At 71.7% G+C, this 14505-nt stretch carries 12 protein-coding genes; 1 reads left to right on the top strand and 11 read right to left on the bottom strand.

The window, feature by feature from the left end; all coding sequences use genetic code 11:
* Positions 1–2 precede the first annotated feature (2 nt).
* The 7 genes from AL2_RS05330 to AL2_RS05300 all read right to left on the bottom strand — a co-directional run bounded on the left by AL2_RS05330 (position 3) and on the right by AL2_RS05300 (position 8795).
* The gene (locus AL2_RS05330) at positions 3–407 is read right to left on the bottom strand and encodes a cytidine deaminase (RefSeq protein WP_067629693.1); all 405 of its coding nucleotides are present in this window, start codon (positions 405–407) and stop codon (positions 3–5) included.
* Positions 408–412: 5 nt separating this feature from the next.
* Positions 413–1768 (bottom strand): ABC transporter permease, encoded by a 1356-nt coding sequence (locus AL2_RS05325; RefSeq protein ID WP_067629690.1) that lies wholly within the window; start codon positions 1766–1768, stop codon positions 413–415.
* Positions 1765–3096, bottom strand: a complete 1332-nt coding sequence (locus tag AL2_RS05320; RefSeq protein ID WP_245666333.1) for an ABC transporter permease — start codon at positions 3094–3096, stop codon at positions 1765–1767. The genes AL2_RS05325 and AL2_RS05320 overlap by 4 nt, the downstream gene beginning before the upstream one ends.
* Positions 3093–4631 carry an ABC transporter ATP-binding protein gene (locus AL2_RS05315; RefSeq protein WP_067629687.1) on the bottom strand — a complete coding sequence of 513 codons (1539 nt, stop codon included), beginning with the start codon at positions 4629–4631 and terminating at the stop codon, positions 3093–3095. Before AL2_RS05315 ends, AL2_RS05320 begins: the two co-directional genes overlap by 4 nt.
* A 109-nt stretch (positions 4632–4740) precedes the next feature.
* Positions 4741–5802, bottom strand: coding sequence for a BMP family lipoprotein (locus AL2_RS05310; RefSeq protein ID WP_067629684.1), 1062 nt, complete (start codon positions 5800–5802; stop codon positions 4741–4743).
* A 244-nt stretch (positions 5803–6046) separates the two neighbouring features.
* Positions 6047–7300 (bottom strand): amidohydrolase, encoded by a 1254-nt coding sequence (locus AL2_RS05305; protein WP_376741324.1) that lies wholly within the window; start codon positions 7298–7300, stop codon positions 6047–6049.
* A 328-nt stretch (positions 7301–7628) separates the two neighbouring features.
* Positions 7629–8795, bottom strand: a complete 1167-nt coding sequence (locus AL2_RS05300; protein WP_067629681.1) for a glutamate--cysteine ligase — start codon at positions 8793–8795, stop codon at positions 7629–7631.
* 485 nt (positions 8796–9280) lie between these two features.
* On the opposite strand from AL2_RS05300, the gene AL2_RS05295 reads away from it, so the two are divergent.
* Entirely contained in the window at positions 9281–10549 is a 1269-nt protein-coding gene (locus tag AL2_RS05295; RefSeq protein WP_245666331.1) for a D-alanyl-D-alanine carboxypeptidase family protein, read from the top strand.
* A gap of 1 nt (position 10550) precedes the next feature.
* Here the strand turns inward: AL2_RS05295 and AL2_RS05290 are convergent, their stop codons facing one another.
* The 4 genes from AL2_RS05290 to AL2_RS05275 all read right to left on the bottom strand — a co-directional run bounded on the left by AL2_RS05290 (position 10551) and on the right by AL2_RS05275 (position 14451).
* A complete protein-coding gene (locus tag AL2_RS05290) occupies positions 10551–11564 on the bottom strand; it encodes a YihY/virulence factor BrkB family protein (protein WP_067629678.1) in 1014 nt (337 codons plus the stop codon).
* A gap of 107 nt (positions 11565–11671) precedes the next feature.
* Positions 11672–12373: a 2'-5' RNA ligase family protein gene (locus tag AL2_RS05285; RefSeq protein WP_245666329.1), complete on the bottom strand. Its 702-nt coding sequence runs from the start codon at positions 12371–12373 to the stop codon at positions 11672–11674.
* Positions 12363–13448 carry a tryptophan--tRNA ligase gene (gene trpS, locus AL2_RS05280; protein WP_083945940.1) on the bottom strand — a complete coding sequence of 362 codons (1086 nt, stop codon included), beginning with the start codon at positions 13446–13448 and terminating at the stop codon, positions 12363–12365. The genes AL2_RS05285 and trpS overlap by 11 nt, the downstream gene beginning before the upstream one ends.
* 13 nt (positions 13449–13461) lie before the next feature.
* The gene (locus AL2_RS05275; protein ID WP_067629675.1) at positions 13462–14451 is read right to left on the bottom strand and encodes a hemolysin family protein; all 990 of its coding nucleotides are present in this window, start codon (positions 14449–14451) and stop codon (positions 13462–13464) included.
* Positions 14452–14505 lie beyond the last annotated feature (54 nt).

The following is a 14505-nucleotide window of genomic DNA, read 5'->3' as shown; positions in this document are numbered from 1 at the left end:
AATCACGCTCTCTCGATGAGGTCGTCGGGGCCGAACGCGTCCGGGAGGACGTCCGACATGGGCTGGATGCCGCGGACGGTCTCCAGCAGCATCGGGGCGCCGCCGTGCTCCCAGAGGAGCTGGCGGCAGCGCCCGCACGGCATCACCGGGTCGCCGTGCCTGTCGACGACCGACACCGCGACCAGGCGAGGCCGCGACGACTTGCCGGGGCCGTGCAGCGCCGACACGAGCGAGCATTCCGCGCAGAGCCCGACCCCGTACGAGGCGTTCTCCACGTTGCAGCCGGTGATGATCCGGCCGTCGTCCGCCAGCGCGGCGGCACCGACCGGGAAACCGGAGTACGGGCAGTACGCGCGCGTCATCGCCTCCCGCGCGGCGTCGCGCAGGACGGGCCAGTCGATCTCCATACGCGCTATCTTGCCTCGCCCCGCCGGTACTGGAGCCCGTTGGCGGCGGGCATCCGGAGCCGCTGGCTGGCCAGGGCCAGGACGAGCAGCGTCGTCAGGTGCGGCGTGAAGGAGACCAGCTCGCCGGGGACGATCTCGCTCATCAGAAACCAGGCGAGCAGCCCGGCGGCCGAGACCAGCGCCAGCACCGCGCCGAGGTAGGCGTTGCGCATCTCGCGGCGCGCCAGGTCGGTGATCGCGTGCGGCCGCAGCCGGTTCGCGCGGACGCCCTGCCAGACCGCGACGGCGATCAGCAGGATCGCCACGAACAGCAGCAGCGCGTGGACGGCCTCGCCGCCGCCGCGCACGTTCATCGCGTCGGTGTACCCGAACAGCAGCGAGCCCGCGGCGAGCCCGCCGGGACGCCAGTTGCCGAAGATCATGGCGGCCAGGCCGATGAAGCCGCGGCCGTTGGTCTGGCCGTCCTGGTAGAGCGGGGCGGCGACGGTGACGAGGAACGCGCCGGCCAGCCCGGAGAACGCGCCCGAGATCATCACGGCGGCGTACTTCATCCGGTACACCTGCACGCCGAGCGACTCGGCGGCGTACGGGTCCTCGCCGCAGGAGCGGATGCGCAGGCCGAACGGGGTCCGCCACAGGATCAGGAAGCTGAGCGGGACGAGCAGCAGCGACACCAGCGTCAGCAGCGACATGTCGCTCGTCAGCCCGCGGACGATCCCGGCGGCGTCCGACAGCACGAACCAGTGGTGGTCCTCCAGCGAGCCGAGCCAGTCGGGGCTCTGCCAGCCGCCGATCTTGCCGCCGGACAGCACCGGCAAGGTCAGTGTCGCGATCGGATCGACCGGTGGAGACTGCCGGGGGCCGCCGCCCAGGGCCTTCGCCTCGCCGGTGTCGAAGATCAGCCCGGCCAGGAACTGCGTCAGGCCCAGCCCGAGGATGTTGATCGCGACGCCGGACACGATGTGGTCGACGCCGAACGACACGGTCGCGATCGCGTGCAGGAGGCCGCCGAGCGCGCCGCCGATGATCCCGGCGAGGACGCCGATCCACGGACCCCACTGGTAGCCGGCCCAGGCGCCCGTCCAGGTGCCGAGGATCATCATGCCCTCAAGGCCGATGTTGATCACGCCGGAGCGTTCGGACCAGAGCCCGCCGAGGCCGGCCAGGAAGATCGGCACGGCGAGGCGCAGCGCGGCGCTGACCGTCCCGCTGGACGTCACCGGGTCGGCGTCGTCCACGACGCGGACCAGCGACAGCAGCACCAGCAGGCCGGAGATGATCAGCAGGTAGTGCGGCCAGCGCAGCTGGAACTTGCCGTTGGCGGTCTTCTTGACGGCCGCCGTTTCGGTCACGGCGCTCATGAGGCGCTCCCAGCGGCCTCGCGGGCCAGGTCGTGGCCGGTGGCCAGCTCGGCGGCGACGGTCCGCTGCTGCAGCCGGATCTCCCAGCGCCGGACGAGCTCGTACACGATGACGACGGTCAGCACGACCACGCCCTGCATGACGCCGACGATCTCCTTCGGCACGTCGACCTCCTGGAGCACGTCGGAGGTCTGGTCGAGGAACGCGAACAGCAGCGCCGCGAGCGCGATGCCGGCCGGATGGTTGCGGCCGAGCAGCGCCACCGTGATGCCGGTGAAGCCGAGCCCGGCCGGGAAGTTCAGCGAATACTCGTGGGACGCGCCGAGCAGCTCCGGCATGCCGATCAGGCCGGCCACCACGCCGGACGCGATCATCGTGTAGACGATCATGCGGCCGGCGTTGACGCCGCTGGACTGCGCGGCGGACGGGGACAGTCCCGAGATCTTCAGGTCGAACCCGAACCGGGTGTAGTTGATGACGACCCAGAACACGATCCCGACGAGGACCGCGAGGGGCAGCAGCCCGTACACGTCGCCCGGCAGGTCGATCCCGATCGAGGACAGGAACCCGTTCAGCGGCCCCACCCGTCCCGACTCGGGGATCTGCGGGGTCGCGACGTTGTTGCTGCCCGGCCGGACCTCGGCGAGCCGCTTGTCGTTCAGCAGGTAGGCGATGACGCCGGTCGCGATCGCGTTCAGCATGATCGTGGACAGCACCTCGCTGACCCCGCGGGTCACCTTCAGCACGCCCGCGATCGCGGCCCACAGCCCGCCGACGACCATCGCGGCGACGATCACCAGCAGCTGGCCGAACGGCGCCGGCAGGGTGAGCGCGCCGCCGAGCGCGGCGGCGAGGAACGCGGCGATCCGGTACTGGCCGTCCACGCCGATGTTCAGCAGCGCCATCCGGAACCCGATCGCCACCGCGACCGCCGACAGGTAGTACCTGGTCGCGCGGTTGACGATGTCGACGATCGAGTTCTCGGTGGTGCCGTAGTCGATCATGCTGCGGATCGAGCTGATCGGGTCGGCGCCGGTGACCCGCAGCAGGATCATCGTGATGCCGAGCGAGATCAGCAGCGCCAGCACCGGCGCGCCGATCTTCAGCCCGAGCCCGGTCGGGCCCATCCCCTTCAGGATCGCCTTCCACGCCGGCACCGCGGCGATCTCCGCCGCGCCCGGCGTGGTCGCCGTCCGGCCGGACGCCGGCGGCTCGCCGGCCTCCGGGCCCTGCGGCGCCTCGTCCGGCCGCTCCGATTCGTCCGGTTCGCGCTGCCCCGGCACGGACGGGTCCTCGCCCGGCGGCGTCGGGTCCTTCGGCCCGCTCATGAGGCGCCGCCCGCGCCGGTCATGGCGGAGCCGAGTTCCTCGGGGGTGACGGTCCGCGGATCGACTTCCGCGACCAGCCGGCCCCGCAGGATCACGTGCAGGGTGTCGGACATTCCGATGAGTTCCTCAAGGTCGGCGCTGATCAGCAGCACGGCCAGCCCGTCCGCGCGGGCCTGCCGCAGGTGTTCCCAGATCGCGGCCTGGGCGCCGACGTCGATGCCGCGCGTCGGATGCGCGGCGATCAGCAGGTGCGGGTCGCCGGACATCTCCCGGCCGACGATGAGCTTCTGCTGGTTGCCGCCCGACAGCGCGGCGGCGGGCACGTCGATCCCGGGCGTCCGGACGTCGTACTCCCGGACGATCCGGGTCGTGTCGCGGCGGGCGCCGCGCCGGTCCACCCACGGGCCGCGGACGTTCGGCTTCTGCGTCTGGTGGCCCAGCATCCGGTTCTCCCAGAGCGAGCCTTCGAGGACGAGCCCGTGCCGGTGCCGGTCCTCGGGGATGTAGGCGATGCCGGCCTCGCGGCGCCGCCGGGTCGACCAGTGGGTGATGTCGTCGCCGCTGTAGACGATCGTCCCGGTGTCCGCCGACCGGACGCCCATGATCGCTTCGATGAGCTCGGTCTGCCCGTTGCCCTCGACGCCGGCCAGCCCGACGATCTCGCCGCGGCGGATGCGCAGCGAAACGTCGTCCACCACGGGACGGCCCTCGGCGGTCAGCACGGTCACCCCGCTGACCTCCAGCTCGACGTCCGCGGTGACGGTGGACTCGCGCAGCTCCGGGGTCGGCAGCTCGGAGCCGACCATCAGCTCGGCCAGCCGCCGGGAGGTGACCTCGTGCGGGTCGAGCCGCGTCGCGACGGTGGTGCCGCGCCGGATCACCGAGATCGTGTCGGCGACGGTCAGCACCTCGTCCAGCTTGTGCGAGATGAACAGGACGGTGAGGCCCTCGGCGCGCAGCTCCCGCAGGTTGCCGAACAGCTCCTCGACCTCGTGCGGGACGAGCACGGCGGTCGGCTCGTCCAGGATCAGCACGCGGGCGCCCCGGAAGAGGACCTTGAGGATCTCCACGCGCTGCCGCTCGCCGACGCCGAGTTTCTCCACCAGCGTGTCGGGGTCGACGTGCAGCCCGTACGCCTGCGACATCTCCTTGATCTTGGCGCGGGCGGCGGCGAAGTCGATCCGGCCGCGCCGCCACCCCTTGGCGCGGGGCTCGGCGCCGAGGACGACGTTCTCCAGCACGGTCAGGTTGTCGGCGAGCTTGAAGTGCTGGTGGACCATGCCGATGCCGCGGCCGATCGCGTCGGCCGGCGTCCGGAAGGAGACCTGCTCGCCGCCGACCTCGATGGTGCCCTCGTCCGGCTTCTGCATCCCGTAGAGGATCTTCATCAGCGTGGACTTGCCGGCGCCGTTCTCGCCGCAGAGCGCGTGCACCTCGCCGCGCTCGATCGTGAGGTTGATGTCGCGGTTGGCCACCACTCCGGGGAACCGCTTGGTGATCGATGTCAGCCGTACGGCCGGCACCTGCTCAGGCACGAGTGCCCCTCCTCCTGCCTAGGACGCGCTGTCGGCGACGGTGGACGCGGTGCGCACCGGGAGCCACCCGGCCGGGTGGCTCCCGGTGCGGCACGGCCGGACCGCCGGGTCAGGCCTTGGTCGGGACCTTCGTCTCGCCGCTGACGATCTTGGCCTTCAGCTCTTCGAGCTTGGCCTTGATGTCGTCGACGTTGCCGCCGGACGTGGAGTAGCCAACGCCGTCGTTGCTGAGGTCGTAGGTCTTGGTGCCGGCCTTGGACGTGCCCTTGGCGACGCCCTCGACGAAGTCGAACACCGACACGTCCACGTGCTTCACCATCGAGGTGAGGATGTGCTCCTTCACCCCGGCGACCGCGGGCTGGTTGTACTGGTCGGAGTCGACGCCGATGGCCCACTTGCCGGCCGCGCCGACGGTCTTGATGACGCCGATGCCGGCGCCGCCCGCGGCGTGGTAGATGACGTCCGCGCCCTGGTCGAGCTGGCCCTTGGCGGCCTCGTTGCCGAGGCTCGTGTCCTTGAAGCCGTTGAAGTTCGGCGGCTGCGTCAGGTACTTCGGCGGCAGGATCTTGATGCCGGGCTTGGCCTCCTTGGCACCCGCCTGGTAGCCGGCGAAGAACTTCTGGATCAGCGGCACGTTGACGCCGCCGATGAACCCGATCGTGCCGCTCTTGGACTTCAGCGCCGCGGCGGCGCCGACCAGGTAGGACCCCTGCTCCTCGGCGAAGCAGGCGCCGCTGACGTTGGCGCCCTCGACCTTGCACTGGTCGGCGTCGACGACGAGGAACTTGGTGTTCGGGAAGTCCTTGGCGACCTTGACGATCGAGGTGGTGTAGGCGAAGCCGACCCCGATGATCGGGTTGTAGCCCTTGTTGGCGAGCAGCCGCAGGCGCGACTCCTTGTCGGAGTCCGGCTCGTCCGGCTTGGCCGAGATCTCCTCGGTCTGGACGTTCAGGTCCTTCTTCGCCTTGTCGAGCCCGGCGGCGGCCGAGTCGTTGAAGGACTGGTCACCGCGGCCGCCGATGTCGAAGGCCAGGCCGATCTTGAGGGTCTTCTTGGCGCCCTCGTCACCACCGCCACCGGTGTCCGCTTTCTTGCCACCGCATGCGGAAGCGCTGAGCAGCAGCGCCGCACCCGTCACGGTGACGAGCGAAGTCTTCAGTCCACGGCGCAAGGTAGCGCTCCTTCCGTTCCCACCCACGGTCCGGCGACCGGTCCGGTCACCGAAATCGATCGGACGCTACCCCGCGAAAGCGGGCAAACTTCCCGCCTGCACTGATTCGCAATAGGTCCGTTACCAATGCGTACGCATATCGCCACAGGTCAGCGACGACGTCGGTGGCCAGGGCGGACACATGGGTGTGCCAGGTCACGGGGTACCGACGGGAGACGGAAGGTCACACTGCGTGACGCGGTGGTCAGGCGATCGCCGCGCCCTCGATCCGCTCGGTGTCGCCGGGGCGGCCGCCCTCCCACAGCGCGGTCAGCGCGGTGGCGCTCAGCACGCGCAGGCCGACCGCGATGCACCGCTCGTCGACGTCGAAGTCGCCGCGGTGCAGGTCGTACTCGCCGGACGAGCCGGGGGTGCGGACGCCGAGCCGGGCGAGCGCGCCGGGGATCGACTCCAGGTACCAGCCGAAGTCCTCCCCGCCGAGGCTCTGCGGCGTCGGGACGACGCCCTCCTCGTCGATGACCTGCGCGGCGGCGTCGCGGAACATCTGCACGCTGGCCGCCTCGTTCACGGTCGGCGGGACGCCCCGGACGTATTCGAGGGACGCCTCCACGTCGTAGGCGGCGGCCACCGACTGCAGCAGCGCCTTCATCATCTCCGGCGCGCGGTGCCACGCCTCGTCGTCCAGGCAGCGGACGGTGCCCTCGGCGATCCCGTCGTCGGGGATCGCGTTGGCGACGGACCCGGCGGACACGCGCCCCCACACCAGCGACAGGCTGGAGCGCGGGTCGACGCGCCGGGACAGCGCGGACGGCAGCTCGGTGACGATCTTGGCCAGCGCGTAGACCAGGTCGGCGGTCAGGTGCGGCCGGGCGGTGTGCCCGCCGGGGCCGGTGACCTTGACGTAGACCTTGTCGCAGGCCGCGGTGATCGGGCCGGTTCGCAGCCCCAGCTGGCCGACCTCGATGCGCGGGTCGCAGTGCAGCGCGAACGCGCGGTCGACGCCCGCGATGCCGCCGGCGGCCATCACGTCCAGCGCGCCGCCCGGGGTCTCCTCGGCGGGCTGGAACAGCAGCCGGACGCGGCCCGGCAGCAGCCCCGCCTGGGCCTGCTGCGCGAGGAACAGGCCCGCGCCCAGCACCATCGTGGTGTGGACGTCGTGGCCGCACGCGTGCGCGACGCCCGGGACCGTCGACCGGTACGGGGCGTGCTCCTTCTCGTCCGCCAGCGGGAGGGCGTCGATGTCGGCGCGCAGCGCGACCGTGGTGCCATCGGCCGGGCCGATGTCGCAGAACAGACCGGTGCCCTTGGGCAGTACCACCGGGTCGAGGCCGGCGGCGCACAGCCGCTCGGCGATCTTCGCGGTGGTCCGGTGCTCGGCGTAGCCCAGCTCGGGGTGCGCGTGCAGGTCCCGGCGGAACGCGATCAGCTCGTCCTCGTGCGCGGCCAGGAACGCGTCGAGCTGCGGCTGCAGGACGGCCCCGCCGAGCACCGCGGGCACGCCCGCATGGCCCGCCCCGGGCACGCCGGCCGCGGACACCGCCGCACCGGATGCCGCGGCCCCGTTCAGGCGGCCGGCCGCGCCGGCCTCCCGATCCGCCGGGTCCGCGACGGTTGCTGGTTCAGGGCCGGGCATCACCCCGGGTCCCGGATGTGTCATCTGCGCCCCCTGCGCGACGGCGGAGCCGAACGGCGTCCGCCCGGTGGTGTTCTCGTTCTCGGGAACGTTCTCTGCTACTTGTTCGCTCTTCGGCGGTGAAGCGTTCACGGGGCCGACCGGGTCCGTCGCGCCCGCCAGCTCACCGGGACGGGCCGTTCGCTGCGGCCTCTCAGGCTCCGGCATGTACGACCTCCCCCAGTGTGACGAACCGGTCCTCCGCGAGCTCCGCGATCGCCGCGTCGACGATGTTCTCCAGCGTTCCGCCCCCGGCGCGGATCGCGCGCTGCCGCTCGTACGGGGCCCCGTGCTCCAGTACCTCACCGGCGACCTTGAGCTCCTCGGCGCAGCCGAGCCGGTCGGCGACCGGCTCCAGCTCCCGGATCAGCTCGTACAGCTCGTCCCGCAGCGGCGCGGTGTTGCCGCTGTCGTCGGTGATGACGATGGCGTCGAGCCCGTACCTGGTCGCGCGCCACTTGTTGTCGCGCACCACCCAGGCGGCCGGTCTCGGCAGCGTGTAGCCCCGGTCGAGCTGCTGATCGAACAGCGTGACCAGACTCTGGCACAGCGCCGCCGCCATGCCCACCTCACGGAGGGTGGGGATGCCGTCGAACATCCTGATCTCGACGGTCCCGAAGTCGGGATGCGGGCGGATGTCCCACCAGACCTCTTTGATGCTCCTTATCGTTCCCGAACGCATCAGCGTGGCCATGTAATCCTCGAAGGCCGCCCAGTCGTCCAACGAGTGGGGAGGTCCGGCCGTCGGCAGCTGGCCGAAGACGACCGCCCGGCAGGACGCGAGGCCGGTATCACCGGCGCTCCAGAACGGGCTGGACGCGGTGAGCGCCAGGAAGTGCGGAAGGTAGGACGAGAGCGCGTTGACGATCGGGATCGCCTTGGCGCCGTCGGAGATGCCGACGTGGACGTGAACGCCGAACGTCTGGATGCGCCGGGCCAGCCACTGCATCTCCTCGACGAGCTGGGCGTAGCGCCCCATGGGCGCCATCACCGCGTCCCGCCAGTCGCTGATCGGGTGGGTGCCCGTGCAGGCGAGCGCGATGCCGCGGTCGGCGGCGGCGGCCCGCAGCGCGCCGAGCGTGCCGGACAGGTCGGCCTTGGCCTCCCCCACGGTGCTGCAGATGCCGGTCACGACCTCGACCATCGACTCCATGAGCTCGTGGCGGATACGGGGATTGTCGCCGTCCAGGCTGAGCGAGGGCAGGGCGGCGAGCACCTCGCGTGCGTCCTGCCGCAGGTGCCTGGTCTCCGCATCGACGAGCTGGATCTCCCACTCGACGCCGAGCGTCGCCCCGTTCGATACGTTGAAGTCAATGGCCACGGCCAACCTCCGTCCACAATCCTTGCAGGTCGTTGCGTGGCACGTGGCGCAATTCAGCCAGCGGGTCCCTAAGCCTGGACAAACGCCGGGCCCAGGTCACGTGTTCGCTCCCATGATGGCGCTCGTGCCCGCCACCCTGCCGGGTGTCCATGCCCTTTGCGGATCATTTGACTCATGCGGGCGGGGGGCGGACGCCCCGGGGTCCTACTTTTCGGTCATCGATCTTGTTCGGGACACCACTAGATCGAACTAGTCAGCCCGTCCCAAAATACCGCCGATGACGGACCGTGACCAAGGTTTGGTGTCCCTTACGTACCGTCATATCACGTCTGCGTCATGCGTCGCGTCCATCCCGTGCTTGCCGTCTTCGCGGTCGGGTACCCCTTCGCCGGATACGTCGCCTAGTCTTCGGGGGAGTCATGGGCGTTGGGCGCCTGCGCGTCGGGAGCGAAGCGGCTCCCACGGGAAAGAGGAGCGTCGAGAGCTTGCGAGCCGAGCGACGAGGGCCGGCCGGCGTCCGCCGCGCCCTGACGGTGATCACGATTCCGGTCACGGTGGGGGCCGTCGCCGCCGCACCCGCCCTGGTCGCGGCACCCGCCGCGGCGGCCGCTCCGGCGGCGGGCCCGGTGGCCGCACCATCGGCCGCGCCGACGGCCGAGACCGTCGGCGGGCCGCAGCTCGCCGGTCGCGGCGTGGTCGTGAACAAGGCGCCCGGCATCCCGGCGCTGCCGAAGATCAAGGCCGCCTCGTACCTGATCGCGGACGCCGACACCGGCGCGGTCCTCGCCGCCAAGGACCCGCACGGGCGCTACCTCCCGGCCAGCACGATCAAGACGCTGACCGCGCTGACGCTGATACCCAAGCTGGACCCGGGCCGGCTCGTCCGCCCGTCCCAGCACGCGTGCGACGTCGAGGGCACCAAGGTCGGGCTGACGCCGAAGATGCAGTACAAGGTCTCCGACCTGTTCCACGCGATGCTGATGATGTCCGCGAACGACGCGGCGTTCACGCTCGCCGAGGCGGACGGCGGCGTGCGGAAGACCCTCGCCGACATGAACGCCGAGGCGAAGCGGATCAACGCCCACGACACCCTCGCCGGGTCGCCGAACGGGCTCGACCGCGACCTCGGGCTGAACGTCCGGACCCAGCACACCTCGGCCTACGACCTGGCGCTGATCCTGCGCGAGGGCATGAAGAACCCGCAGTACCGCGCGTACATGCAGGCCGTCGACATCAAGTTCCCGGCGCCGCCCACCAAGAAGCAGCGCAAGAAGGGCCTCAAGGTCGGCGGCTACCCGATCCACACGCACAACCACATGCTGCCGGGCGAGCGGCAGTCCTACCCCGGCATGATCGGCGGCAAGAACGGCTACACGATCGCGGCCCAGCAGACGTTCGTCGCCGAGGCCCGGCGCGGCGGGCACACGATCGTGATCTCGCTGATGCGCGCGGACCGGCCGCCGTCCCCGTACGCGGCCAAGCTGCTGGACTGGGGTTTCGCGGCCCGCGGCAAGGTGCAGCCGGTGGGCGCGCTCGTCCCGCCCGGCGACATCAGGCAGGCCAAGAAGGACGGCGACTCGGGCGGCGTGCTGCCGGACGCCCCGCTCGCCTCGGACGACGCGTCCCGCAGGTGGCTGCTCCTGGGCGGCGGCGCGGCCGGCGCGCTGCTGGCGATCATGGCGCTGTTCGTCGTCCTGCGGCGCCGTCGCCGGCTGGAGGCCGCCCGCTCCGTCCCGCGCGACACCCGCCGGTAGGTCAGCGCGCCGAAGGCGCGGACGAGGGCTCCTCGCCGGCCTCGGCGCGTTCCTGGAGCGCCTCCACCTCGGCATGCTCGGCGCAGTTCTCCGGGTTGTCGGCGTCGGCGGTGAGGACGACCCGGCGCGTCGCCGTCCACGCGGCGGCGAACAGCGCGAACCGGGACGCGATGTTGATCCACACCATCAGCCCCACCAGGACGGCGAACGTGCCGTAGACGGGGTTCTGCGTCGTCCGGGCGAGCAGGAGCGCCGCGACCTGCTTCAGGATCTCGAACCCCACGGCGCCGAACAGCGCGCCCCGGATGATCCGCCGCCACGGCGCGCGGGTGCCCGACAGCCGGCTGAACAGCACCAGGAACACCACGGTGTCGAACATGATCGCGCAGCCCAGCGACAGCAGCCGCAGCCCCGTCCCGGCACCGGTCACGTCGTCCCACCCGAGCCAGCCGAGGACGGTGTGCGTGGCGGAGTTCGTGACCGTCGTGACCGCCATCCCGGAGATGAGGATCACGCCGAGGAACGCCAGCACGGCGGCGTCCCAGACCCGCATCAGGACGTAGTTGCCGCCGCCGCCCGGCTCGTTGCCCCAGATGTCGCGCAGCGACTCGCGCAGCACCTGCACCCAGCCGAGCCCGGTGAACAGCAGCGCGACCAGGCCCAGCACCCCGACGGCCGTCTTGGACTGGGCGATCTGCTCGACCTGCAGCTGGCCCCCGAGCCCGGGCAGCTGCGAGTTGATCGCCCGGACGAAGTAGTCGCGGGCCTGCGCGCTGACTCCGACGAGGTAGCCGAGCAGCGAGTACGCGAGCGCCAGCAGCGGGAAGAACGACAGGAACGCGTAGCACGTGAGCGCGGCGGCGAGCCGGTCGCCGCGCCGATCCTGGTACCGCTCGAACGCCCGGACCTGGTGGTCGAACCACCGCCACCGCTCCCGCGCGCCCCGCAGCAGGCCCTTCCCCTTGCCGAACAGGGACTCGATCCGCCCCTGCACTCGATTGATCACCTGCCGCATCTACGCAACGTACCCACACCGCCCGACTCGATACCGCATTCGGTAATCACTCGTTCAACCCAGCGCATCGATGCCCGGCGCGCCGCGTCCCCGCAGCGCGGGGAGCGCTAGCGACCGGAGCGAGGAGACTCGTGCCGCGCGGCCGGGGGGTCCGGGGGGTCGTCCCCCCGATAGACAGTGGCGCCGTCGCCGAAGATGTAGTCGCACCGGCGGCGCCAGACACCGTCCAGGCCGTGCTCGTAGAGGGAGAAGCCCCAGGCCAGGAAGTCGGCGCTGTAGGCGGCGAGTTCCTTGAACGCGCGGTCCATGACGTCGTCGGGCAGGTGGTGGGCGATGGTGACGTGCGGGTGGTAGGGGAACGGCAGCGGCCGGCCGAGAGGGCCCGACATGACCTTCTCCTGGACGCGCTCGCAGCCGCCGATCCCCTCGGCGAGCGCCACGAACACGACCGGGGACACCGGCCGGAACGTTCCGCTGCCGCGCAGCCTGATCGGGAACGGGCGCTCGGCGTGTGCGATCCCGATCAGGTGCTCGTGGATGCCGTCCAGCGCGGCCTCGGCCACCTCGGTCGGCGGGAGCAGCGTGATGTGCGTCGGGATCGCGTGCGCGAGCGGGTCGCCGAACGAGGCGCGCCTGGCCTGCAGGTACGTGCCGTACGGGTCGGGGATCGGGATGGCGACGCCGATCGCGCGGCGGCCGGGCCGGGACACCGCCGGAATGCCCCCGGTCATCGTGGTCTGGGCCGCGGAGGGGGCCTCCCCCTGGCCCCCCGCGGCGTCGCCGTCGAGCGGTGCGCGGTCAGCGACCACGTCCCACGAATCCCACCCGTTCGCGCACCGTCTCCATCGTCCGCACGGCGACCTCGGAGGCGCGCCCGGCGCCCTGGGCGAGGAGCCGGTCGAGGTGGTCCTCGTCGTCCAGCAGCTTGAGGGTGCGCTCCCTGATCGGCGTGAACGTGTCGAGGACGACCTGCGCGAGGTCCTTCTTGAACTGCCCGTAGCCGGAGCCCTCGTAGCGGGCCTCCAGGTCGGGGACGGACGTGCCCTCCAGCGCGGCGTAGATCCGCAGCAGGTTGGTGATGCCGGCCTTCTTCTCCTCGTCGTAGACGACCTCGGAGCCGGTGTCGGTGACCGCGCGCATGATCTTCTTGCGCATCGGGCCGGGCTCCTCCAGCACGTCGATGATCCCCTGCGGCGAGGACGCCGACTTGCTCATCTTCGCGCCCGGCTCCTGCAGGTCGGTGATCTTCGCGGCGCCCTCGGGGATGTGCGCGTCCGGCTGCACGAACGTCTCGCCGAACCGGTGGTTGAACCGCTGCGCGAGGGTGCGGGTCAGCTCCAGGTGCTGCCGCTGGTCCTCGCCGACGGGCACCCGCAGCGGCCGGCCGGCCGCCGGGTCGGGCGTGTAGAGCAGGATGTCGGCGGCCTGCAGCACCGGGTAGGTGAACAGGCCGACGCTCGTCCCGGCCGAGCCCTGCTTGGACGACTTGTCCTTGAACTGGGTCATCCGGCCCGCCTCGCCGAACCCGGTGAGGCAGCCGAGCACCCACGCCAGCTCCGCGTGCTCGGGGACGTGGCTCTGCACGAACACGGTGGCGCGCTCGGGGTCCAGGCCCATCGCGAACAGCTGCGCGGCGGCGACCTTCGTGCGGCGGCGCAGCAGATCGGGGTCCTGCTCGACCGTGATCGCGTGCAGGTCGACCACGCAGTAGAACGCCTCGTGCGTCTCCTGCATCGCGACCCACTGCCGGAGCGCGCCCAGATAGTTGCCGAGGTGGAAGGAGTCGGCGGTGGGCTGGATGCCGGAGAACACGCGCGGCGTCACCGCGGTGGTTCCGGACGCCGGCTGGCTGGGCGCTTCGGACTGGCTGGGCGCTTCGGGCATGTGCACGATTCTCTCAGGTGTCACTCGAGACTCCGCCCCCGGTGGCCCGCTCGCCGAGCGGACCGGCGGCGGCGTCGCCGGTCACCGCCCGCGGGGTCGCGGACGGCGTGCCGGGCGGCACCGGCAGGGCCTGCGGCGTCGCGCGCGGCATGACGCGCACCCGGGCCACCCGCCGGCCGTCCATCCGGGCCACCGCGAGGCTGCGGCCGCCGGCCTCCACCGAGTCGCCCTCGGCGGGCACCCGGCGCAGCACCGCCATGATGTGCCCGGCGACCGTCTCGTACGGCCCGTCCGGCAGCCGGATGCCGGTCTCGGCGGCGAAGTCGTCCAGGTTGAGCAGGCCGTCGACCTCGACCACCCCGCCGTGCAGGCGCCGTGCCTGCGCGTCCTGCACATCATATTCGTCGCGGATGTCGCCGATGAGCTCCTCCAGGAGGTCCTCCAGCGTGACGATCCCGGCGACGCCCCCGTACTCGTCCATGACGATCGCCAGGTGGCAGCCCTCGCTGCGCATCTCCGACAGCGCCGGCAGGACCCGCTTCGAGGGCGGCAGGAACTTCACCGGGCGCACCAGGTCGCCCACCGGCACGTCCTTCTCCGGCGGCTCGGGCGCCAGCAGGTCGCGGATGTGCACGAACCCGACCACCTCGTCGTGGGAGTCGCGGCAGACGGGGAACCGGGAGTGCGGGCTGCGCGCGGCGAGCCGGGCGGCGGCGCGGACGGGGAGCGTCGCGTCCAGGAACACCACCTCGGTGCGCGGCACCAGGACCTCGCGCAGCGGCCGCTCCCCCGCCGCGAACACCTCCCCGATCAGTGCCCGCTCCTCGGCGGTGAGCTGGGTGTTCCGCGCCACGAGCGCCCGCATCCGCTCCGCGGTGATCTCCTCGCGCAGCGCTTCCGGGTCGCCGCCCGACAGCCGTACGACCAGGCTGGCCGAGCGGGACAGCAGCCAGACCAGCGGGCGCGCGAGACCCGCCGGCCGCCGGGGCGGCGTCCGGTCCATGCATTCAGCCTTCCCAGATCGGCGTTCCGGATAGCCTGGGAGGACCCCGCCGTC

Origin of the sequence: Actinomadura latina NBRC 106108 (assembly GCF_001552195.1) — a bacterium.
Lineage (GTDB): Bacteria > Actinomycetota > Actinomycetes > Streptosporangiales > Streptosporangiaceae > Spirillospora > Spirillospora latina.
The sequence above is the reverse complement of the archived record's forward strand: the minus strand, read 5'-3'. Positions and strand labels throughout refer to the sequence as shown.